This window comes from Actinopolyspora lacussalsi, assembly GCA_030803735.1.
Taxonomy (GTDB): Bacteria; Actinomycetota; Actinomycetes; order Mycobacteriales; family Pseudonocardiaceae; genus Actinopolyspora; species Actinopolyspora lacussalsi.
In genome coordinates this window covers 223,234-244,250 of record JAURUC010000001.1, presented here as the reverse complement: position 1 = coordinate 244,250, position 21,017 = coordinate 223,234, and the positions used below count along the sequence as shown (strand labels likewise).

Below are 21,017 nucleotides of genomic sequence, written 5' to 3'. Positions count from 1 at the left end.
CCCCCCGTCGGTCATTCGGGGAACAACATGACACTACGGAACCAGTTGAACCCCGCCAGTAACCTCCGCGCGGGTGAGTACGTACACCCGGTGCCATCCTCGCAACCGGCCGATGCGGTACAGGTATCGCATGGGGAGCCGGGCACGGCGTACATGTCGAGCGAACGCACGTGCCGCTATCATTCTGCCACGTGCCCGCTGCCCCGCCAGCGCGGCCTCGGGAGAGACCTCCAACCAGCACAGCACCGGATTCCGCCGCGTGAGCGTGGCGAGCGCGACCAGCAGCCCCCGCGCGGTGCGGCGTGTGGCGGGGACGTGCACCACGACGACACCGGGAGCCAGCAGGCAGGCGACCACGATCCTGGCGTAGTGCAGCGGATGGACGATCGCCCGGTAGAGCCGCCGGGGGACGCCGGCACCGAACCCGGCGAGCAGCACCCGGTACAACTGCGCGGAGTCCAGCACGAGGGTGGGCTCGGAGCACCGAAGCGAACCCAGCAGCGTGGTCTTGCCCGCCCCCGGCAGTCCCGCGACGACGAGCAGGTCCCTACGGCCGATCCGGATGCGCGAAGCGGAATCGTCGTGTTTTCCGTCACGGAGGGGCCACGTGGTGGTTCCGGCGACACCACGCGCGAGCAGAACAGCGCGCCGGAAGTCACTTCGTGTACTCACTTCGCGTTCACTGTACCCGAACCGCGGATCACCCGTCGGCGTTCGCCGGAGCCGGACCTACCGGATGGCCCGACCCCTCGACGGGCCATCCGACGGGCACCCCCTGGTACGCGGAACACTCCCCGACGGCTCCCGCCCGACCCCCAGCACGGGCGGGAAGCTCCACCCCTCATCGGGGAATGTTCACGGCGTCACACGGGGATTCTGGCGTTCGGACGGCCCGCGACGAGACCGTGATGACCCCTGAACCGGGCTACGTATTGCTACGCATATCCGGGGGCACCGCGCTGCCGGGGCCTACGTGGCACCGGTGCCGCGCGGACGACCACAGCGCCCGGCCCGGACACGAAAACGGCCGTTCCCGGAGTCGGCGTAACGACTCCGGGAACGGCCCTGGGATATCACTTCTCGGATCGGGGTTCCGTCCCGTCGCGGCACGAGGGGGCGGAACTCGGCGGACGCCGGGGACGTCTACCGCTCAGACCGCTTGTTCTCCGGTCTCACCGGTGCGCACCCGCACCACGGACTCGACAGGTGTGACCCACACCTTGCCGTCCCCGACCCTTCCGCTGCGGGCGGCGGAAACGATCGCCTGCAGCACGTCGTCGGCATCGGCGTCGTTGACCAGCACCTCCACCCTGGTCTTGTCCACCACGTCGACCTTGTACTCCGCGCCCCGGTAGATCTCGGTGTGCCCCTGCTGCCTGCCGTACCCCTGCACGTCGGCGATGGTCATTCCCCGAATCCCCAGGGCGGTGAGGGCGTCCCGCACCTCGTCCACTTTGGCCTGTTGGACGACGGCTGTGACGAGCTTCATCGCACACTTCCTTCCAGCGCCTCGATCGAGCCTTGCTCGGTGGTCCGCGGTCCGCGCACCGTATTGCGCGCCTCCCCGAAGTGGTAACCGGACTCGGCGTGCTCGGTTTCGTCGATGCCGGTGTCCTCGTCGGCGGGATCGAGGCGGAAACCGATCGTGCTACGAACGACCCAGGCGATGCCCAGGCTCAGCACCAGCGAGTACACCAGCACCGCGACAGCCCCCACCGCTTGGCGCCACAGCTGGTCGAAACCGCCACCGTAGAACAGCCCCGCCACGCCCGCGGGAGCACTCTCGGAGGCGAAGAGCCCGACCAACAGGGTGCCGACGAGTCCACCGACCAGGTGCACCCCGATGACGTCGAGCGAGTCGTCGTAGCGAAGCCGGTACTTGAGCTCCACCGCGAGCGCGCAGACGGCACCGGCGATGATTCCCACCGCGATGGCTCCCATCGGGGTGACCGCCGAGCAGGCCGGGGTGATCGCCACCAGTCCCGCGATGATCCCGGAAACCGCTCCCAGCGTGGTCGGTTTGCCGTGCCGGATCCGCTCGACCAGCATCCAGGCGAGCATGGCCGCACCCGCACCGACGAGCGTGTTCACGAAGACGATGGCGGCGGTGGTTCCGGCGGTCAGTGCGGAGCCGGAGTTGAATCCGAACCACCCGAACCACAGCAACCCCGCTCCCAGCACCACCAGCGGGAGATTGTGCGGTTTGCCCGTCTCCTTCGGCCAGCCGGTCCGGGGCCCCAGAACCAGCACCAGCGCGAGCGCGGCCGCTCCCGCGTTGATGTGCACGGCGGTACCGCCCGCGAAGTCGATCGCCGCGAGCCGGTTGGCGATCCAGCCACCGACCGCGGTCACCTCACCGGCCGCGTTGGTCTCGTCGAAGGCGAAGACCCAGTGGGCCACGGGGAAGTACACCAGGGTCGCCCACAGCCCGGCGAACAACATCCAGGGGCCGAACCGGGCACGATCCGCGATCGCGCCGGAGATCAGTGCCACGGTCAGGATCGCGAACATGGCCTGGAAGGCGGCGAACGCGAACGTGGGGATCGAGCCGGACAAGCTCTCCTGCCCGACGAACCGCGACATCCCGAAGAACTCCGCGGGAGAGCCGAGCAGCCCCACGCCACCGAGGTCGGAACCGAAGGCCCCGGAGTATCCGTAGATCACCCAGAGCACCCCGACGAGACCCAGGCTGCCCAGGCTCATCATCAGCATGTTGAGCACGCCGCGGGAACGGACCATGCCGCCGTAGAACAGCGCCAAGCCGGGTGTCATGAGCATGACCAGCGCAGCACACACCAACACCCAGGCGGTGTCACCTGAATTCACGTCGCCTCCCGTACGATCCGGCGCTCCAAGTTGAGTCCGAATACTCGGCAACGTGTGTTTCCCGATGACGTTTTCGCCGTGTCGCGTGGATGAAATCCGCGCCGTTGACTGTTACGTCCCGGTTGGCGGAATCACCGGCGTGTTAACGGCCCGGAGGCCCCGGTCAGCCGAGCAGCGCGTCGACGAACGCCTCCGGCTCGAACGGGGCGAGATCGTCGGCACCCTCCCCCAGTCCGACCAGTTTGACCGGCACGCCGAGCTCGCGCTGCACCTGGAAGACGATCCCACCCTTGGCGGTCCCGTCGAGTTTGGTGAGCACGATCCCCGTGACGTCGACGACATCGGCGAACACCCTCGCCTGGGCGAGCCCGTTCTGACCGGTCGTGGCGTCGAGCACCAGCAGTACCTCGTCGACCTGCGCACGCTTGCCGACCACGCGTTTGACCTTGCCGAGCTCGTCCATCAGGCCGGTCTTGGTGTGCAGCCTGCCCGCGGTGTCGACGAGGATGGCGTCGACACCGGAATCGGCACCGCGCTGCACCGACTCGAACGCCACGCTCGCCGGGTCCGCCCCCTCATCACCCCGGACCACCTCGGCTCCGACGCGTTCCCCCCACGTCCCGAGCTGTTCCACCGCGGCGGCGCGGAAGGTGTCGGCGGCGCCGAGCAGCACCGTGCGCCCGTCCGCGACCAGCACGCGAGCGAGCTTTCCGGTCGTGGTCGTCTTGCCGGTTCCGTTGACCCCGACGACCAGCGCAACCGCGGGTTTGCCGCCGTCCGCCGGATCCCCGTGCGGCAACGCCTGGACCGCGCGGGACTGCGTGGTGGCCAACGCGTCCACCAGCACCTCGCGCAACAACGCCCTGGCCTGCTCGGGAGTACGGACGCCGCGAGCGGCCACCTCGGTGCGCAGCCGCTCGATTATCTCCGAGGCCGTAGTGGCACCGAGGTCGGCCATCAGCAGGGTGTCCTCGATCTCCTCCCAGGAGTCCTCGTCGAGGTCACCGGCCCCGAGCAGCCCGAGCACGCTCTGCCCGAACATCGACCGCGAACGCGAGAGCCTGCCACGCAACCGCTCCAACCTGCCGGTGGACGGTTCGATCGGTTCGACCTCGGTGTCGGCGGCCGTGCCCGGCTCGGCACCGGCCTCGGCCCCCTCGACGACGCCCTCGGGCCGTTCGGGGGACTCTGGGGTTTCGGGAGGCACCGTGCCGGTGGCTCCGCCGGAAGCGGTGGACTCGGAGCCCTCCTCCCGCTGGGACGACGTGCCGGTCTCCGCGACCGACTCCGACTCGGCGGGGAGTGGCTGCTCCGGAACGGCGGGAGTCGTGGCGGACTCGGCAGCCGGGGGTTCTCCGGTGGTCGTCGCGGTGTCGTCGGTTCCGACCGTGGTGTCATCGACCTCGGAGGAGCTCGGCAGCGGAACGTCGACCATGCCGCGCCGTTGACTGTCCCTGGGAACCGCGGCGTCGTCACCGATACCCGGTTGCCCCTGCGTCTCGGTTCGTTCCTCGACGGGGTGCTCGGGTGCGGTCGTCGTGCCGCCACTGGAGAGGCTGATTCCACTGCCCGCGCGATAACCGCCCTGGCCCGCGGACGTATCCTCCCGCTCCTGTTGAGCGAGGCTGACCCGCCTGCGTCGAGCGAGCAGAATGCCCGTGCCGACGAGTACGGCCAGCACCACCAGTGCGGCAACGATGATCAGGATCACATTCGTGGTGGACACACGTCCATCGTCGCACCCGAGGAGCGCACCGCCGGACGCGACCCGCACGGCGGGTTCGCCCGGGAAGCCGTGTCGCGCTTGCACCACCACCCGAAGTGATCTACACCACCAGGATGGAGCCGTGGCGGGTGATCGGGCTGCTTTCGGGAACCTCGATGGACGGGGTGGACGTCGCCGCTGTCGAATTTCGACTGCGGGCGGGGGTGATCGAGTCGCTTCCGCTGGGCTACAGCTCGCTTCCGTACCCCGAAACGCTGCGTCGGGAGCTCGTGTCGCTGACTCGTTCGGGGGACAAGGGACCGTCCGCGTGGTGTGGGTTGGAGACCGAGACCGGCCGGGTGTTCGCCACGGCCGCGAGGTACGGCGTCGAACAGCTGGCCGGTGGGCGGGCGGATCTGATCGGCTCGCTCGGGCAGACCGTCCGGCACGAGACGGTGCGGGGCCGAACACTGGGAACGCTGCAGCTGGGCGGCTCCGCCCGGATCGCGGAAGCCACCGGGCTTCCGGTGCTCGCCGACCCGCGCAGCAGGGACGTGGCCGCGGGTGGGCAGGGTGCGCCGTTGGCACCGGTACTCGACGTGCTCTGGCTCGCGGGCCTCTTCCCTCCCGTGGGGAACACCCCGCCACCGGGCCGCGTACTGGCGCTGAACCTGGGCGGTATCGCCAACATCACGGTGGTGGGCGAAGGAGACCCGCTCGCCTACGACACGGGTCCGGGAAACGCGCTGATCGACGCGGCCGCCGAACTGGTCGGTTCCGAAGAGGGGCGCGACACCGACGGCACGTTGGCCGCGCGCGGCCGAGTTCGGTCGGATCTGCTGGAAAGGCTGCTGAGCGACGACTACTTTCGCCTCCACCCACCGAAGACGACCGGCAAGGAGCACTTCGGGATCGGGTACCTGCGAAACGCGCTGGAAGCGGTACCGGAGGTCTCCGCGCCGGACCTGCTGCGCACCGTCACCGAGCTCACGGTCCGCACGGTGACCGAAGCGTGTGCCGCGCACGAAGCCGCCCGGGTGATCGTCTCGGGCGGTGGAGTGGCGAATCCGGTACTGATGTCCGGACTGCGACGCGAGCTCGGCCGTCACGGCGCCGAGCTGAACACCAGCGGGCAGCACGGGATAACCCCCGACGCCAAGGAGGCGTTCCTGGCCGCGCTGCTCGGTTTTCTCGGGATGCACGGGATCGCGGGCAACATCGCGTCCTGCACCGGAGCCGAGGGACCCCGCGTGCTGGGCACCATCACCCCGGGTAACCGGCCGTTGTCGCCACCCGACCCCGTCGGGACACCGGTGACCGCACTCCGGATCTCGACGCCGAGCGCGTTCCACACCTCCGACCGGGAGAGCACATGCGCATCATCGACCTGGCAGTGATCGGCGTCTACCTGCTGACCATGCCCGCCCTCGGGATTCTGCTGGCGGGCAGGCAGCGCGGCACCGGTGACTACTTCCTGGGCGGACGTGATCTGCCCTGGTGGGCGGTCTGCTTCTCGGTGGTGGCCACCGAGACCTCCACGCTGACCGTGATCAGCGTTCCCACCGTGGCCTATCTGGGCTCGTTCACCTACCTGCAGCTGGCCATCGGGTACCTGATCGGCAGGACGGTCGTGGCTTTCGTGCTGCTGCCGCGCTACTACACCGGCGAACTGGTCAGCGCCTACGCGTTCCTGGGGCAGCGCTTCGGACGCGGGATGCAGGGCACCGCCTCGGTGACCTTCTCGATCACCAGGTTGCTGGCGGACGGACTGCGGCTGTTCGCCACGGCCATCCCGGTGAAGGTGATGCTGGCCTCGTTCGGCGTCGCCGCGAGCTACTGGCAGATCGTCCTGGCCCTCTCGGCGTTGACGGTGATCTACACCTACTTCGGGGGCATCCGGGCCGTCGTCTGGGTCGACGTGGTGCAGTTGGGTGTCTACGTGGGGGGCTCGGTGCTCGCGGGGATCATCCTGCTGAGCAGGCTGCCCGGTGACTGGTTCGATCAGGCACTGCGGGCGGGCAAGTTCGAGCTGTTCGACCTGAGCTCACCGGTACTGACGAGTCAGTACTCCTTCGTCACGGCCCTGTTCGGCGGAGCGGTGTTCGCGATGGCCTCGCACGGGGCCGACCAGTTGATGGTGCAACGGCTGCTGGCCTGCCGCACCCTCGCCGACAGTCAACGCGCGGTGATCACCAGCGGCCTGCTCGTGCTGCTGCAGTTCGCGCTGTTCTTGGGTGTCGGTTCGATGCTGTGGGCGTTCTTCGCGGGGGCCAGTCCCGAGCGCTTGGGCCTGAGCAGCGGTGACGCCCTGTTCCCCCGGTTCATCGTGAACCAGCTTCCGCCCGGCCTTTCGGGCCTGTTGATCGCGGGGATCATCGCGGCCGCCATGAGTACGCTGTCCTCCTCGTTGAACTCGCTGGCCACCTCGACCGTCAGCGACCTGTATCAGCGGCTGAGCGGCAAGGTCCACGACGAGCGGGCACTGCTGCGACTGGCTCGGGCGGTCACGGTCGGGTGGGCGCTGGTGTTCGTCGTGTTCGCCACCCTGTTCACCAGTACCGACAACCCGGTGGTCGAGGTGGGACTCGGAATCGCGTCCTACACCTACGGGGCACTGCTGGGGGCCTTTCTGCTGGGACTGCTGGTGCGTCGTGCGCGGCAGCCCGACGCGGTGGTGGCGTTCTGTTGCGCACTGCTCGGGGTGCTCTGGCTGGCGTTCGGCGCGGCCTTTCCGGACGGGCAGGGAGATCACGCACCGTTGGCGTTTCCCTGGTACGCACCGATCGGGGTGGTGATCACGCTGCTCACGGGTGGTGTGCTGTCGCTGCGGCACCGCCCGCGACAGGAAGGGGCAGCACGCGAGTCCGAGCTGTCCGAGACGGGCTGAGTTCCCGGTAGCGGTCCCGGCGGCGTACCCGGGACCGGGGTGGCACCGTGCTGATGCCGCACGGTGCCACGTCCGGCGCACGGGAGTGCGTCCTGTCGCGGTGTCAGGAACTCGCCTCTCCTCCGGCCGCGGTAGGAACATGCGCGGATTCGGCCTTCGCCACGGGTTCGGTCGTCTCGACGGGTTCGTCGTTGCCCGAGGCCAGTCGTTGCGAGATCACGGTGGTGATCCCGTCGCCGCGCATGCTCACCCCGTACAGGGCGTCGGCGATCTCCATGGTGGGTTTCTGGTGGGTAATGATGATCAACTGCGAGTTCGCCCGGAGCTGATCGAGCAGCCCGATCAGTCGCCGCAGGTTCGTCTCGTCCAGCGCGGCCTCCACCTCGTCGAGCACGTAGAACGGGGAGGGGCGAGCACGGAAGATCGCCACCAGCATCGCCACGGCGGTCAGCGACTTCTCCCCACCGGAGAGCAGGGACAGCCGCTTGACCTTCTTGCCCGGCGGCCTGGCCTCCACCTCGACGCCGGTGGTGAGCATGTCCTCGGGGTCGGTGAGCACGAGCTTGCCGGAACCACCCGGGAAAAGGACCGAGAAGACCTTCTCGAACTCGGCCGCGACGTCGTCGAACGCGGTCGAGAAGACCTCCAGGATCTTCTCGTCGACCTCCTTGACCACGTCGAGCAGGTCCTTGCGGGTGGCCTTGAGGTCCTCCAACTGCCCCGAGAGGTACTTGTAACGCTCCTCCAGGGCGGCGTACTCCTCCAGCGCCAGCGGATTGACCTTGCCCAACGCGGCCAGATCCTTCTCCGCGCGGTCCGCCCGACGCTGCTGGGTGTCCCGATCGTAGGGCAACGAGGGCGGCTTGCTGACCTGCTCACCGCGCTCCTTGGCCGCCTCGTACTCCGACATCTCCGTCGGGCTCGGCGGGACCGCGACGTCGGGCCCGTACTCCTGAACCAGGTCGTCCAGCCCCACACCGAAGTCCTCGACGATCTTCGTTTCGAGCTGTTCGATCCGCAACCGCTGCTCGGCACGGGCCACCTCGTCGCGGTGCACCGCGTCGGTGAGCTTCTCCAACTCCCCGGACAGCTCGCGAACCTGGTTGCGCACGGTCTGCAACCGGCTCTCGTTCTCGGAGTGGCGCTGTTGCAACTCGTCACGCTGCTCACCGGCCGACCGCAGTGACAGCTCGATGCGCTGCAACGCGGTGCGACAGCCCTCGATCACGGTCTCGGCGACCCGTGCACCACGCTGCCTGGCCAGTCGTGCCTGTTCGGCACGCTCACGCTGCTGCCGTTCCTGCCTGGCGGAACGACGCAGCTGTTCGGCTTTGCCCTGCAGCGCGCGTGCGCGCTCCTCAGCACTGCGCACGGCGAGCCTGGCGTCCATCTCCCGCTGCCGCAGGTCGTCGAGCTCGGAAGCCAGTCGGTCCCGTTCCGTGGTGTCGGGCTCCTGCTCGTCGAGCTGTTCGGACTGCACCACCTCCAGTCGTTCCTGGAGCTCGGCGAGCTTGTCCACCGCCTCCTGCCGCGAACGCTCCACGTCACCGCGCTGGGTACGCAGCCGTTCCACCTCCGCGGCCGCGGACCGGGCGGCGTCGAGCAGGCTGGCCACCCGCTCGGAACTGCGTGCGTGCCGTACCCGGAGTTCGTTGCGCTGTTCCCGCGCGGTGTTGACCTCGGCTTCGCGTGACTCCAGCTCGGAGCGCGCCCCTTCCAGGGCGGCACCGTGCCGTTCCACCGCGCGCCGTGCCTCGGCCAGCTCGGACTCGGCCTCGTCCACGGCGGCCTGCACCTCGATGAGGCTCCGATTGTCCGAGGCCGACGAGCCACCGGAGGACCAGCTGGTGCCGAGCAGGTCACCCTCCGAAGTGACCGCCCGCACCTCGGGGTACCGCTCCAGCAGCCGTTCCGCGCTGTCCAGGTCCTCGACCACCGCGATCCGGTCGAGCAGCACCGTCAGGGCGGACAACAGTTCGTCGGGGGCCCGCAGCAGGTCCACAGCCCAACGCGCCGAACCGTCCAGCTCGGGCCAGGAGGCTCGATCGGGTGGAGCGGCGGCGCCGACGAGCAGACCACTGCTGCCCGCCTCGTCCTCCTTGAGCACTCGCAGCGCGGTGGCCGCGTCGCTGACCCCGCGCACCGCCACCGCTTCGGCCGCCGTCCCCAGCGCCGCCGTCAACGCGGACTCCGCACCGGGTTCCACGCTCAGCAGGGCGGAGATCGATCCGAGGAGTCCGGGAACGCGTTCGCCCGCGGCCAGCAACGTGGCCGCGCCGTCCTTGCGGTCCAGCCCCATCGACAGGGCCTCCACCCGGGCCTGCCAGGAGGCCGTCTCACGTTCGGCGGACCGCTCGGCCTCGACGAGTTCGTCCACTCGCCGCTTGGCCGCGTCCCTGGCCTCGGCGGCGTTGGCACACCGCTGTTCGACACCGTCGTCGTCACCGTGCTCGGTGTCGTCGGCCGCGGCCGCCTCCTCGTAGGTCTGCTGCGCCTCGGCGGCGCGTCGCTCGGCCTCGGTGGTGGAGGCCGTCAACCGTTCGATCTCCTCGTCGGTGGCGGCGACCTTGCTGCGCATCGACTCGACCTCGCCGGAGAGGCGCGCGGCTCCCTCTCGGCGGTCGGCTATGGCACGCACGGCGGCCATGTGGGCGTTCTCGGCCTCCCGCAGTGCCGACTCCGCTTCCGAACGGCTCGTGACCACCTCGGCGAGCGCCTCGCGGGTGCGCTCGGCCTCCTCGTTGGCGGTCTCCTCGCGCTCGGCCGCTTCGTCCGCCTCGGCCTCGAGTTCCTCGGGGTCGCGCTCCGAGTGGTGCTGTTCCGGTTCGGCACTGAGGTGCTTGTGCCGTTCCTGCGCCAGTCGCAGCGTGCCGCCGAGACGTTCCTGCAGCGCGGAGAGCCGGTGCCAGGTGTCCTGGATACGTGCCACCCGGGGAGCGTCGGCGCTGACCTGCTCCCCCAGCTGCTTCTCCTGCTCCTGGGCCTGCTGCAGCGCCTTTTCCGTCTCGGCCCGCTTGTCCCGCGCGGCCTGCTCGTTGGCTTCGTCACGTTCGAGCTCGGAACGAGCGGTGACCAGGTCGTCGGCGATCAGCCGCAGCCGCGCGTCGCGCAGTTCGGCCTGGATGGTCTGGGCCCTTCGGGCGATCTCGGCCTGCTTGCCCAGCGGTTTGAGTTGCTTGCGGAGCTCGCCGGTCAGATCGGTCAACCGGGTGAGGTTGGCCTGCATCGCCTCCAGCTTGCGTAGCGCCTTCTCCTTGCGCTTGCGGTGTTTGAGCACGCCCGCGGCCTCCTCGATGAGCCTGCGGTGCTCCTCGGGCTTGGCCTGCAGGATGCTGGAGAGCTGCCCCTGGCCGACGATGACGTGCATCTCCCGGCCGATCCCGGAGTCGGACAGCAGCTCCTGCAGGTCGCGCAGCCTGCAGGCGTTGCCGTTGAGCTCGTACTCGCTGGCACCGTCGCGGAACATGCGGCGGGTGATCGACACCTCGGTGTAGTCGATCGGCAGCGCCCCGTCGGCGTTGTCGATGGTCAGATTGACCTCGGCACGCCCGAGCGGCGCCCGCCCCGATGTTCCGGCGAAGATGACGTCCTCCATCTTGCCGCCACGCAGCGCCTTGGCGCCCTGCTCCCCCATGACCCAGGTCAGCGCGTCGAGCACATTGGACTTGCCGGAGCCGTTCGGCCCTACCACGCACGTGATTCCCGGTTCGAACCGCAGAGTCGTGGTCGACACGAAGGATTTGAACCCCTTCAGCGTCAGGCTCTTCAGATGCACCGCTGCTCAACGACCTTCCCGCGAAATGACGGCTGTGCGCTACTGCCGGGGCGCTCGGGAGAAACCGCCGGTGCCGGGGCAGACGGCACCGCTCCGGACCGAGGACCGAGTCCCGCGGAACTCACCGTTCGACGAACCCGGAGAGTCCACCACGTGGTGGTGCCCACTGGTCGGCGACGTGCTCGACAACTCCCGGTGTATCACCCGATCGAAGGAGTTCCAGCAATCTTTCGCAGGCGTGTCGGGGTCCTTCGGCGACCACTTCGACACGGCCCCCCGGCAGATTCGTCGCGCTACCGGCCAGCCCCAGCTCCAGGGCACGCGACCGTGTCCACCACCGGAACCCTACTCCCTGTACGCGACCGTGCACCCAGGCGGTCAACCTGCTGGGTTCGGCTTCGGTTCCTTCCGACATGTCCGGACAACCGCTCCTTGTCGTAGTCGTTCTCGTCGTGTGAGGTGGTACCGATGATGCCTTCCACTGGTGCCGGCGCGGGAATCGCGACTGCGCCGGACGGCGGCCCACCCCGGCATCGGCGGACGGGTGCCGGATAGCTACCGTAATCCGGACGAACGCGGCCACCCCGACGGCTCACGCGGCCACCGGGGAACCGTGGCACCCGCCCGCCGGGACACCACCTACGGACGCGAGGACGAGTGAGCAACCCGATGGATCCACTCCACGAGGACCGGAACGCCCTGTCGAAACGCCTGGCGGTACTCGCCGGTTCGGGGGTGATGGTCGCGACCGCGTTCTCGACGATGGCGGCCGTCGCACTGGGCAACGTGGAACAGCGGGAAGCCTCGCTGTCCGAGTCGACCGGTGGCGCGGCCAACTCGACGAGCTACGAGAGCACCGGTTCGCGGGAGGACACGGCGAGTTCGCGGAGGCCGAGCTCCAGCTCCCCCGAAACGCCCCACGGCGGGGTGCCCGCCGCGGGTGGGGAAACCGCGGACGAGTCGAGCGGCATATCACGCGAGGACCGCCCGGACAGGCGGGAAGATACCTCTGAACAGGATCCGAGCAGGGGGACAACAGAGACTCACGACGACGGTGATTCCACACCCTCGCCTACCGAGCCCAAGGATCCCACGGATACGCAGACCGAACCCACGAACACGCAGCCATCAGATCCCACGGATACGCAGACCGAACCCACAACAGAGCCCACCACGGAACCGACTGAGACCACCAGTTCCGAGACCGAGCAGGGCGACGAACCCGAGAACGAAACCAAGAACAGCGCCTCGGAAAGCGCTCAGGAGAGCAGCGATACCCAGGTGACCGCGAGTTCGCCGGAGAGCACTTCGCCGGCCCCGTCCACCACGCCGCTCGAACCCTCGAGCACGAGGACGGTCTGAGCCGAGACCGCGGGAACGGGGAGCGGCTACCCGATGTCCCCCGGGATCACCAGGTCGGCGTTCCCCCTGCTCTCGGCGATCAGCGCCGCGTTGCGCTCGTCGCTGCGCATCACCCAGTCCCGCGCGCGACCGCGCGACATCCCGTTGCGGACGTGGCGCGCGATCAACCGGCCGATCCGCTTGCCGTCGTCCGGTTCCAGGTACCAGCACTCGTCGAGCAGACCGCGCACCTCGGCCCAGGGCTCCCGGTCCAGCAGTAGGTAGTTGCCCTCTGTCAGCACCAACGGCACCTCGGCGGGGACCGGGATGGCACCGGCGTAGGACTCCTCGACGGAGCGGTGGAACTCGGGAGCGTAGACGACCTCGTCACCCTCGACCCCGGCCTGGGCACGCAGCCGGCGCAGCAGCGACAGGTATCCCGACACGTCGAAGGTGTCCGGCGCCCCCTTGCGGTTCTGCCTGCCCAGCCTGCGCAGTTCGGCACCGGCGAGGTGGAACCCGTCCATCGGGACGAGTGCCGCGCTGTCGCCCAGTCCCCGTAGCAACTTGTCCGCGAGCCTGCCCTTCCCCGCCGCGGGCGGACCGGCTATGCCCAGAATCCGGCGCCTGCCGTCGCGGGCGAGCTCCCGGGCGCGTTCGAGCAGTCCGTCGAGCCCCTCGCGGTGGACGACGGGCGATCGTCGCGGTTGTCCCGTCACGAGTCCGTCCTTTCGAACACCGTCGAAACGGCCCGAGGCCGAACACCCCGGACCCTGCCATGTGATCAGGTTACCGGCCCCGGCGAACCGGGGCGTGTTACTTCCGGGAACGGACCTCCGGCCGGAGTTCACCGGTTCGCACGAAACGCGTTCTTTGCCGCGTTTCGCAGGTATGACGGGGTTGTTGTGATCGACGACTGGCGATCATCGATCTACCCGGCGGCGCGCAGCCGATGACCCTCCCCACCCCCGACGGCGAGCTACGTCTCGGCTACAGCGGGGAGACCTACAACTACACCGAGCTGCGTCGTGGGCTGCGCGGTCGCGGCCATCGCTTCGACACCGACAGCGACACCGGAGTGGTGCTGCACGGTTACCTCGAATGGGGTGAAGCCGTCGCGGAACGGCTTCCACCGCCCCACCGCCCCGGACGCCGGAAGGGTCATCGTGCCACCGGGTGCGCCTCACCAGTGGGGTTCGGGCGGAACCGGCTGGCAGCCGGGACAGCTGTACGAGGAGCGATTGGTGAACGCCTCCCGCCGGACCGAGGCACCACAGCGTGGACACGGCGAACCGGCGCGGCCGTAGACCGACAGGGAACGGCTGAAGTAACCGGACCGACCGTTGACGTTGACGTACAGCGAGTCGAACGAGGTTCCACCCGCGACCAGCGCCTCGCCGAGGACCTCGACCACCGAGTCCAACAGGCGGTGGACCTGTTCGTCCCCCAGCGCGGCAGTGGGGTGCGCCCAGTGCAACCGGGCACGCCAGAGCGCCTCGTCGGCGTAGATGTTGCCGATGCCGGAGATCAGGTTCTGGTCCAACAGGGCTCGTTTGATGCCGGTCCTGCGGGAGCGGAGGAGCCGTACGACCGCTTCCCGGTCGAAGGCGGGCTCCAGCGGGTCGGCCGCGATGTGTCCGATGGAGTCGGGCACGGCGAGGTCCGCCGAGGGAACCAGCTCGGTGAGGCTCAACCCGCCGAAAGTCCGTTGATCGACGAATCGCAGCTCGGGACCCTCGTCCTCGAAACGGAACCTCACGCGCAGGTGCTTCTCGTCGTCGGCCCGGCGTGGCTGTATCAACAGCTGACCGCTCATCCCGAGATGGGCGAGTACCGCCTGTCCCCCCACGATCGCCTCTCCCTCCGCCGGGGACCCGCTGTCGGGGGTTCCCGAGGCCCTCAGCGACAACCAGAGGTACTTGCCACGCCTGCGAACGCTCTCGACGACTCGGCCGACCAGCACGGACGCGAAATCCTCCGGCCCCGGGAGATGTCTACGCACGGCACGCGGGTGCAACACCTCGACACCGGCCAGTTTGCGGCCCGAGACGTGCTCGGCGACCCCACTTCGAACGACTTCGACTTCGGGTAGTTCTGGCACGAAGCCATCCTCGAACACGATTCACGGCTGCCGTGCACCGGGGCGTCACCAGCCGGGTCTCCCCGGCCGGGCCCCTCGAACCCACGCCGCCTACCGCTCGGGGGTACCGCCCGCACCGGCCGCGCCGTTGAGCTGGTCCGACAGCGTGCGCCAGGCGGTCTGCGCCGCCTTCTGCTCCGCGTCCTTCTTGGTTCGACCGTCGCCCTGCCCCAGGACTTCACCGTTGACGACGGCGTAGGCGCTGAACTCCTTGCGGTGGTCCGGACCCTGCTCGTCGATCCGGTAGTCCGGGACTCCCAGACCGGCCGATGCGGTCAGCTCCTGCAGACTGGTTTTCCAGTCCAGGCCCGCACCGAGCATGGGCGCCTCGGCCAGCAACGAGTCGAACAACCGGTGGATCACCGCACGGGAGGTCTCCAACCCGTGCTGCAGATAAACGGCTCCGAGAACCGCTTCCAGCGAGTCGGCCAGGATGCTGGCCTTGTCCCTGCCTCCGGTGAGCTCCTCGCCACGTCCCAGCAGCAGGTACTGCCCCAGACCACCCTCGCCCAGTTCACGAGCCACACCGGCGAGCGCGTGCATGTTGACCACGCTCGCCCGCAGCTTGGCGAGTTGCCCCTCGGGAAGATCGGGGTGGTCACGATACAGGTGATCGGTGATCACCAGTCCGAGTACGGCATCCCCCAGGAACTCCAACCGTTCGTTGGGCTCCAAGCCGCCGTTCTCGTAGGCGTAGGAACGGTGTGTCAGGGCAAGCGTGAGCATCTCGGCGTCGAAATCGACGCCGAGAGCCGCTACCAACGCAGACCGGTCCGATTCACGGTCCCGGGACTGTTGCTTTCCCCCCACTCTCGGCGCCTATCAGGCAGGGTTGCTGACCTGACGGCCCTTGTACTGACCGCAGGATGGGCAGGCGACGTGCGGGAGCTTCATCTCACGGCAGGCCCGGTTGGGGCACGCCCGCAGGGTCGGAGCGGAGGCCTTCCACTGCGAACGGCGCTTACGGGTGTTCGACCGGGAAACCTTGTGCTTGGGGACAGCCACGGCTACTTCTCCTCTTCGGTCCCACCGAACCGCTCACGCAATGCGGCCCAGCGAGGGTCAATCGTCTCATGATGGTGTTCCGGACCGAGATCGGCCCATTTGGCACCGCATCCGGAACACAGTCCCGGACAGTCGGGCGAGCACAGCGGGGCGGTGGGCATCGACGGTAACACCGTGTCCCGGACCACCGGCTCCAGATCGATCAGATCACCGGACATCCGGCTGACTTCGTCCTCATCGGTGCTGGTGTCGGTGGCGCTGTCCGGATAGGCGAACAGCTCCCGCAGCTCGACCTCGACGTCCTCGGAAATCGGGTCGAGACACCGCGCGCACTCGCCGCTAGCGTTCGCCCTGACGGTACCGGATACCAACACGCCCTCGACCACTGCCTCCAGCAGCAGATCGAGCTCGATCGGCTCTCCCTCCGGCACCCGGACCATGTCGAGACCGAAACCGGCCGGGGCCGGGGGTGTACGGGTGTAGTTGCGACTCGTACCGGGGCTGCGGCCGAACTCCCGGGTGTCTATCACCCACGGACCGTCCGGTGCGGATCGCACGACTTCGTGATTCTGAGGCATCTGTGGTTTCGGCTAGGCTGTTTCGCGATTGCTGGACCCGCTCGGAACCGAGCTCGGCGGATCACCCATCCGCCGACGAGCGATCCACGACAAGCACCTCACGTCGCCGAACCGCGAGCGCTCGCCTTCTTCGAGCGGAGGGACCGGCCGGGGCCGAGCAGAACCACCCCTCAGGCTACGCCACCGGGAGCCGTCGACCGAAACCACACGGCTGATGCGCACGATGAGCGACAACACACCCGAAGCCCGACCGGGCTTCGGGAGGCGACGGCGTGGGCGCGACCGCACCGGTGACGCGGGCGGCCACCGGCCGGAGAGTCAGTGCTCGCTGACCGCGGCGCCGTGCTCGGAGGTCTGCCACTCCTCGTAGTCGAAGGGCGCGCTCATGGGACGTCGGAGCTGCTGCCTGCCCTTGCCGACCGTGCGCAGCGTACGTCCGAGAAGTTCCTCGAAGTCGGCCAGCCGGGAGTCGACGTAGGCGTCGCAGTCGCCGCGCAGCCGCTCGGCCTCCTCATGTGCCTCGTCGACCACGCGTTTGGCCTCGTGCTGCGACTGCTGGACCACCTCGGTCTCGGAAACCAGGCGGGCCTGCTCCGAACGCCCCTCGTGGATGGACTGGTCGTAAGCGGCGCGGCCGGCCTGCACCATCCGGTCGGACTCGGACTGCGCACGAGCGATGTAGTCCTCGTACTCGCGGCGCGCGTTGTTGATGGTCTGTTCGGCGTCGGCCCGGGCCTGGGCGACGATCTCGTCGGCCCGCTCCCTGGCGTCGGCGAGCATCTTCTCCGCCTCGGCCCTGGCCTCGGAGGACGTCTTCTCCGCTTCGGAACGTGCGGTACTGAGGCTGTCATCGGCCTCGGTCTTGGCCTTGTTCACCAGTTCGTCCCGGTGATCGAGCACGTCCTGCGCGTCGTCGAGCTCCGAAGGGTAGGAATCGCGAACCTCGTCGAGCAGCTCCAACACGTCGCCGCGCGGCACGACGCACCCGGAGGTCATCGGAACACTTCGCGCTTCCTCGACGATCGTGACGAGCTCGTCGAGCGCCTCGAACACCCGGTACACGTCGATCTCCCTGCAGTCGTATTCACCCGAAGGATACTTGCCAGGCCCGTTCAGGCTCTCAGAACGCACGGATCCGGGTATCGATCACCCCGCGATCCGGTGGTTTCGAACCGGTCACACGAGCCGACCATGTGTGATCCCAGTCTGCCCGGCCGCACCGGCGGGATGCGGGATATCCGGAGCCGCGTGTCCAACACGCGTCACCGGGACACCGGTGGGAGACCGGACCGGCGGGTAATCGAAACTGGGCGAAGACCAGTGTCACGATCCGGCGGGAGGTCCCGTTGCCCACCGTACTGTTCCGTTTGCTGCAACGTCTGATCAGCATCCGGTCATGGACGACCCCTGCTCTGGTGATCACGTTCGTGTTCTTCACGAGCTGGCCGCTGATGGCGCTGTTCGAACGCGCCGACAGCGAACTGACTGCTCCGCAGAACTACTGGTGGTGGTTTCTGGTCACCACCTCCACGGTGGGTTACGGCGACTTCTACCCGGAGACCACCGGGGGACACATCGTCGGGGTTTACGTCATCGTCGGGGGAATCGCGACGTTGACCACCCTGTTCACCCACCTGGCGACCACCCTGGAAACGGCGAGAGGCAGAAGAATGAGCGGCTCGGGCAGCCTGCACCTATCCGATCACATCGTGGTGCTGGGATACGGCACCGGACGCAGTGAACGCATAATCGACGAGCTGCTCGCCGACGGTAGGCATCCGGTCGTACTCGGCGCCTGGGACGACGTGGACCACAATCCCGTTCCCGACCGGGGGATCGGCTTCGTGCGCGGCGATCTGACCGCGGAGGACGTGCTGCACAGGGCCGGGCTGCACCGCGCCCGTTCGGTACTGATCGACGCGCGCGACGACAACGAGGCCCTCGCCGTGGCGGTGAGCGTGCACCACGTCAATCCGGCACTGGAGCCGGTGATCGCGCTGCGGGACATGAGCAGGGCCGAGCACATGCGGTACGTGGACAACACGATCCGCTGCGTCCAGTGGCACACCCCGCACATGATCACCGAGGAGCTGCTGGACCCCGGCATCACCCAGGTTTACAGCGAACTGGTGACACACGGCGGAGGGAACACCTACTCGTGCCGGCTCCCCGATTCACTGGGCCCGGTCTCCTACGGTGCCTGCCAGTTCGCACTGGGTGATCGGCACGACGCCACGGTGCTGGCCGCGCGGACCGACTCCGAACTGCTCATCAGCCCGTCCTGGCGAACGAGACTGCCCGCGGGCAGCACGCTGTACTACATCTCCGCCCAGCGGATCTCGCAGGAACAGCTGGCGCGCGCGGTGCGTGCGGCGGGCGATTCGCGCGGTGCGTGAGGCGGGTCGTTCACAGTCGTGGCGGGTCCGTACCGCGAGCGTCGGCACGGCGCCCCCGGTGGTTCCGGACACCGTGCCGACGGTCACGGGATTCAGGAGTTGATGTCGGTCAGCCGGAAGCTGTCGTAGTGATCCGCGGTGTAGAAGTACTCCCCCTCGGAACCGACGACGAACCGGCGGGCGCCGCGGTGGTCGATTCCCGGGGTATCGACCGTGTACTCGTGATAGTAGCCGTCCGGGCAGTCCGGCAGGATCCCCTCCCAGTTGTGGAAGACGCCGCCGTCCTCCGGATAGGGGTAGGGACCGCCCTGTTGAATCAGTCGCACGGTGTCGGTGGCTTCCGGGGGAAGGGACGACAGCGCGACTCGTTCGAATCCGGAAGTGTTGCCGCACGCGGCCGCGGCCGGCACGGCGGAGGAACGCTCGGTGACCGGTTCCGCCGAGGCCACCGCCACGGGACCGAGCAGGCCCAGGACGGCGATCAGCCCTGTCAACATCAACCTGGAAAGCTTCACAGCGTGTTGGCGCATAACCAGCACGTTAACTCCGCCGCGTAACCGACACCAGGCACAGCCGTGAACGGCGAATGACGAACGACGGCAGCGAACGCGAACCCGCGGCGCGTCGCGCGACTAGACTGCTCACCCGATGGACGAACGATTCAGCTTCCGCCCCGCACGGGCCGCGGACGTGGCGGCCGTGGTCTCCCTGCTCAGCGATGACGAACTGGGCCGCCACCGGGAGCGCCCCGGGGATCCGGCCTACGACACCGCGTTCGCGGAGATCGCCTCGGACCCGAACCAACTACTCGTGGTCGCCGAGCTCGACGGCGAGATCGTGGGAACCCTGCAACTGAGCTTCATCGCCGGACTGTCACTTGTGGGCACCAAGCGGGCCCAGTTGGAAGCGGTTCGGGTCGGCTCGGAGTACCGCGGCCTCGGGCTCGGCGGGCGGATGTGCGAATGGGCTATCTCGGTGGCACGCGAACGCGGCGCGGGGCAGATACAGCTGACCTCCGACAGCGGTCGAACGGCCGCGCACCGGTTCTACGAACGGCTCGGCTTCAGCGCCACCCACGTCGGCATGAAACTCCAGCTGGACTGATCGAAGTTTTCCGATCGGGTCGTCGGATGCTCACTCCGCCGTTTCCGCCAACCGGTCGAGCAGCCGTCGTTCGATCTTCGGCGGCAACAGGTTGGACACGTCGCCGCCGTAGGTGGCCACCTCCTTGACCAGTGAACTGGCCAGGAAGCTGTAGAGCGGGTTGGTGGACATGAACAGCGTCTCGACTCCGGAGAGCCGCTGGTTCATCTGCGCCATCTGCAGCTCGTAGTCGAAATCACTGACCGCACGCAGCCCTTTGACGATCGCACCGATCCCGTTGGCCTTGCAGTAGTCCACGAGCAGACCGTGCCAGGAGTCGACGACCACGTTCGGCCACGGTTTGCTGACCTCGCGCACCATCTCTATCCGCTCGTCGACGTCGAACAGGCTCTTCTTGCTCTTGTTCACGAGCACGGCGACGGTTACCTCGTCGAACAGCCCCGCCGCTCGCTCGATGATGTCCAAATGGCCATTGGTGACCGGATCGTAAGAACCTGGACAGACGGCACGCCTCATGAGCGGCAACTTAGCAGTACCCGCCGGTAGGACTCAGGACGAGGTGGTGTGACTCACCACCGGACGTACGGGAGACGAGCGAACGGGCTTCGGCCATCACTCCGGCGGAACGCGTTCGGCCCAGTAGACGGCGGCGTCGCCGTAACGCTTGTTCCGCAGCTCCTCGATACCCGCGGGCCACACCGGGGCGGGACTGTTCCAGAACCGCTCGACGATGACCAGGCCGTCCCGGTTCAGCCAGTCGTTGCGAACCAACGCCTGCCAGCACTCGTCCAACTCGGCGGAGTCCATCGCGAACGGGGGATCGGCGAAGACCAGGTCGTAGGGTTCGCCCGGGGACCGGGTCAGCACCGAGCGCACGGGGGACTGCTCGATACCGATGGAGCGGAAGCCGAGCGTCTCGGCGTTACGACGCAGCACTCCGGCGGCGCGCCGGTCCGATTCGACGAAGGTGGCGTGTTCGGCACCGCGCGAGAGCGCCTCGAAACCGAAACCGCCCGAGCCGGCGAACAGATCCAGCACTCTGGTCCCGGACAGTTCCGTCATGGCCTCCAGCGCGCTGAACAGTGCCTCGCGCACTCGTTCGGTGACTGGTCTGGTGCCACGTTGCGGCACCTCGATACGGCGCCCACCGGCGGTTCCCGCGACGATTCTGGTCACCGGACCATCCTCGCCCACCGCTGTCACCCGGTCACCGCAGGGGTGAAGTGGAGAGCTCGTGGCGACGGCGCGCGGGGGAACCGT

General features: G+C 68.3%; 21 protein-coding genes and 1 pseudogene. 7 read left to right on the top strand and 15 right to left on the bottom strand.

Annotation, left to right across the window (positions count from 1 at the left end):
* Positions 1 to 33: 33 nt before the first annotated feature.
* From J2S53_RS01105 to ftsY, 4 genes are all read right to left on the bottom strand, one after another.
* Positions 34 to 672 carry an AAA family ATPase gene (locus J2S53_RS01105; protein WP_456239365.1) on the bottom strand — a complete coding sequence of 213 codons (639 nt, stop codon included), beginning with the start codon at positions 670 to 672 and terminating at the stop codon, positions 34 to 36.
* Positions 673 to 1,150: 478 nt separating this feature from the next.
* On the bottom strand, positions 1,151 to 1,489 hold the full coding sequence (locus tag J2S53_RS01100) for a P-II family nitrogen regulator (RefSeq protein ID WP_092981287.1): 339 nt from the start codon (positions 1,487 to 1,489) through the stop codon (positions 1,151 to 1,153).
* Positions 1,486 to 2,826 carry an ammonium transporter gene (locus J2S53_RS01095; protein WP_456239364.1) on the bottom strand — a complete coding sequence of 447 codons (1,341 nt, stop codon included), beginning with the start codon at positions 2,824 to 2,826 and terminating at the stop codon, positions 1,486 to 1,488. Before J2S53_RS01095 ends, J2S53_RS01100 begins: the two co-directional genes overlap by 4 nt.
* A gap of 163 nt (positions 2,827 to 2,989) precedes the next feature.
* Positions 2,990 to 4,552, bottom strand: a complete 1,563-nt coding sequence (gene ftsY, locus J2S53_RS01090; RefSeq protein WP_456239363.1) for a signal recognition particle-docking protein FtsY — start codon at positions 4,550 to 4,552, stop codon at positions 2,990 to 2,992.
* 95 nt (positions 4,553 to 4,647) lie between these two features.
* Here ftsY and J2S53_RS01085 point away from each other — a divergent pair, with 95 nt between their 5' ends.
* Both J2S53_RS01085 and J2S53_RS01080 read left to right on the top strand, forming a co-directional pair.
* On the top strand, positions 4,648 to 5,928 hold the full coding sequence (locus J2S53_RS01085) for an anhydro-N-acetylmuramic acid kinase (RefSeq protein ID WP_456239362.1): 1,281 nt from the start codon (positions 4,648 to 4,650) through the stop codon (positions 5,926 to 5,928).
* On the top strand, positions 5,904 to 7,418 hold the full coding sequence (locus J2S53_RS01080; RefSeq protein ID WP_456239361.1) for a sodium:solute symporter: 1,515 nt from the start codon (positions 5,904 to 5,906) through the stop codon (positions 7,416 to 7,418). Before J2S53_RS01085 ends, J2S53_RS01080 begins: the two co-directional genes overlap by 25 nt.
* 103 nt (positions 7,419 to 7,521) lie before the next feature.
* Here J2S53_RS01080 and smc read toward each other — a convergent pair whose 3' ends face one another.
* Together smc and J2S53_RS01070 are read right to left on the bottom strand one after the other, a co-directional pair.
* On the bottom strand, positions 7,522 to 11,193 hold the full coding sequence (gene smc, locus J2S53_RS01075; protein WP_456239360.1) for a chromosome segregation protein SMC: 3,672 nt from the start codon (positions 11,191 to 11,193) through the stop codon (positions 7,522 to 7,524).
* 121 nt (positions 11,194 to 11,314) lie between these two features.
* A complete protein-coding gene (locus tag J2S53_RS01070; RefSeq protein WP_092929013.1) occupies positions 11,315 to 11,608 on the bottom strand; it encodes an acylphosphatase in 294 nt (97 codons plus the stop codon).
* A gap of 69 nt (positions 11,609 to 11,677) precedes the next feature.
* Here J2S53_RS01070 and J2S53_RS01065 point away from each other — a divergent pair, with 69 nt between their 5' ends.
* Positions 11,678 to 11,854 carry a hypothetical protein gene (locus tag J2S53_RS01065; RefSeq protein ID WP_456239359.1) on the top strand — a complete coding sequence of 59 codons (177 nt, stop codon included), beginning with the start codon at positions 11,678 to 11,680 and terminating at the stop codon, positions 11,852 to 11,854.
* Between the two features lie 8 nt (positions 11,855 to 11,862).
* Positions 11,863 to 12,555 carry a hypothetical protein gene (locus J2S53_RS01060; RefSeq protein ID WP_456239358.1) on the top strand — a complete coding sequence of 231 codons (693 nt, stop codon included), beginning with the start codon at positions 11,863 to 11,865 and terminating at the stop codon, positions 12,553 to 12,555.
* A gap of 26 nt (positions 12,556 to 12,581) precedes the next feature.
* Here J2S53_RS01060 and J2S53_RS01055 read toward each other — a convergent pair whose 3' ends face one another.
* On the bottom strand, positions 12,582 to 13,253 hold the full coding sequence (locus J2S53_RS01055) for a nucleoside/nucleotide kinase family protein (RefSeq protein ID WP_456239357.1): 672 nt from the start codon (positions 13,251 to 13,253) through the stop codon (positions 12,582 to 12,584).
* 191 nt (positions 13,254 to 13,444) lie between these two features.
* Here J2S53_RS01055 and J2S53_RS01050 point away from each other — a divergent pair.
* Positions 13,445 to 13,663: pseudogene (locus tag J2S53_RS01050) on the top strand (asparagine synthase (glutamine-hydrolyzing)); the annotation flags it as partial.
* Between the two features lie 54 nt (positions 13,664 to 13,717).
* On the opposite strand, the gene mutM reads toward J2S53_RS01050, so the two are convergent.
* The 5 genes from mutM to J2S53_RS01025 all read right to left on the bottom strand — a co-directional run bounded on the left by mutM (position 13,718) and on the right by J2S53_RS01025 (position 17,319).
* Positions 13,718 to 14,635, bottom strand: coding sequence for a bifunctional DNA-formamidopyrimidine glycosylase/DNA-(apurinic or apyrimidinic site) lyase (gene mutM / locus J2S53_RS01045; RefSeq protein WP_456239356.1), 918 nt, complete (start codon positions 14,633 to 14,635; stop codon positions 13,718 to 13,720).
* A gap of 90 nt (positions 14,636 to 14,725) precedes the next feature.
* Positions 14,726 to 15,436: a ribonuclease III gene (gene rnc / locus J2S53_RS01040; protein ID WP_217643646.1), complete on the bottom strand. Its 711-nt coding sequence runs from the start codon at positions 15,434 to 15,436 to the stop codon at positions 14,726 to 14,728.
* 60 nt (positions 15,437 to 15,496) lie between these two features.
* Positions 15,497 to 15,679, bottom strand: a complete 183-nt coding sequence (gene rpmF / locus J2S53_RS01035) for a 50S ribosomal protein L32 (protein ID WP_092929005.1) — start codon at positions 15,677 to 15,679, stop codon at positions 15,497 to 15,499.
* Positions 15,680 to 15,681: 2 nt separating this feature from the next.
* Entirely contained in the window at positions 15,682 to 16,209 is a 528-nt protein-coding gene (locus J2S53_RS01030) for a YceD family protein (protein ID WP_456239355.1), read from the bottom strand.
* 366 nt (positions 16,210 to 16,575) lie between these two features.
* The gene (locus J2S53_RS01025; protein WP_130469366.1) at positions 16,576 to 17,319 is read right to left on the bottom strand and encodes a DivIVA domain-containing protein; all 744 of its coding nucleotides are present in this window, start codon (positions 17,317 to 17,319) and stop codon (positions 16,576 to 16,578) included.
* 284 nt (positions 17,320 to 17,603) lie between these two features.
* On the opposite strand from J2S53_RS01025, the gene J2S53_RS01020 reads away from it, so the two are divergent.
* Entirely contained in the window at positions 17,604 to 18,653 is a 1,050-nt protein-coding gene (locus J2S53_RS01020; RefSeq protein WP_456239354.1) for a potassium channel family protein, read from the top strand.
* A 92-nt stretch (positions 18,654 to 18,745) separates the two neighbouring features.
* Here the strand turns inward: J2S53_RS01020 and J2S53_RS01015 are convergent, their stop codons facing one another.
* Positions 18,746 to 19,183, bottom strand: coding sequence for a ribonuclease domain-containing protein (locus J2S53_RS01015; protein WP_456239353.1), 438 nt, complete (start codon positions 19,181 to 19,183; stop codon positions 18,746 to 18,748).
* A gap of 118 nt (positions 19,184 to 19,301) precedes the next feature.
* Here J2S53_RS01015 and J2S53_RS01010 point away from each other — a divergent pair, with 118 nt between their 5' ends.
* Positions 19,302 to 19,757, top strand: a complete 456-nt coding sequence (locus J2S53_RS01010; protein WP_456239352.1) for a GNAT family N-acetyltransferase — start codon at positions 19,302 to 19,304, stop codon at positions 19,755 to 19,757.
* A 30-nt stretch (positions 19,758 to 19,787) separates the two neighbouring features.
* Here the strand turns inward: J2S53_RS01010 and coaD are convergent, their stop codons facing one another.
* Both coaD and rsmD read right to left on the bottom strand, forming a co-directional pair.
* Entirely contained in the window at positions 19,788 to 20,273 is a 486-nt protein-coding gene (gene coaD / locus J2S53_RS01005; RefSeq protein WP_456239351.1) for a pantetheine-phosphate adenylyltransferase, read from the bottom strand.
* Between the two features lie 96 nt (positions 20,274 to 20,369).
* Entirely contained in the window at positions 20,370 to 20,933 is a 564-nt protein-coding gene (rsmD, locus tag J2S53_RS01000) for a 16S rRNA (guanine(966)-N(2))-methyltransferase RsmD (RefSeq protein ID WP_092981263.1), read from the bottom strand.
* Positions 20,934 to 21,017: the final 84 nt, after the last annotated feature.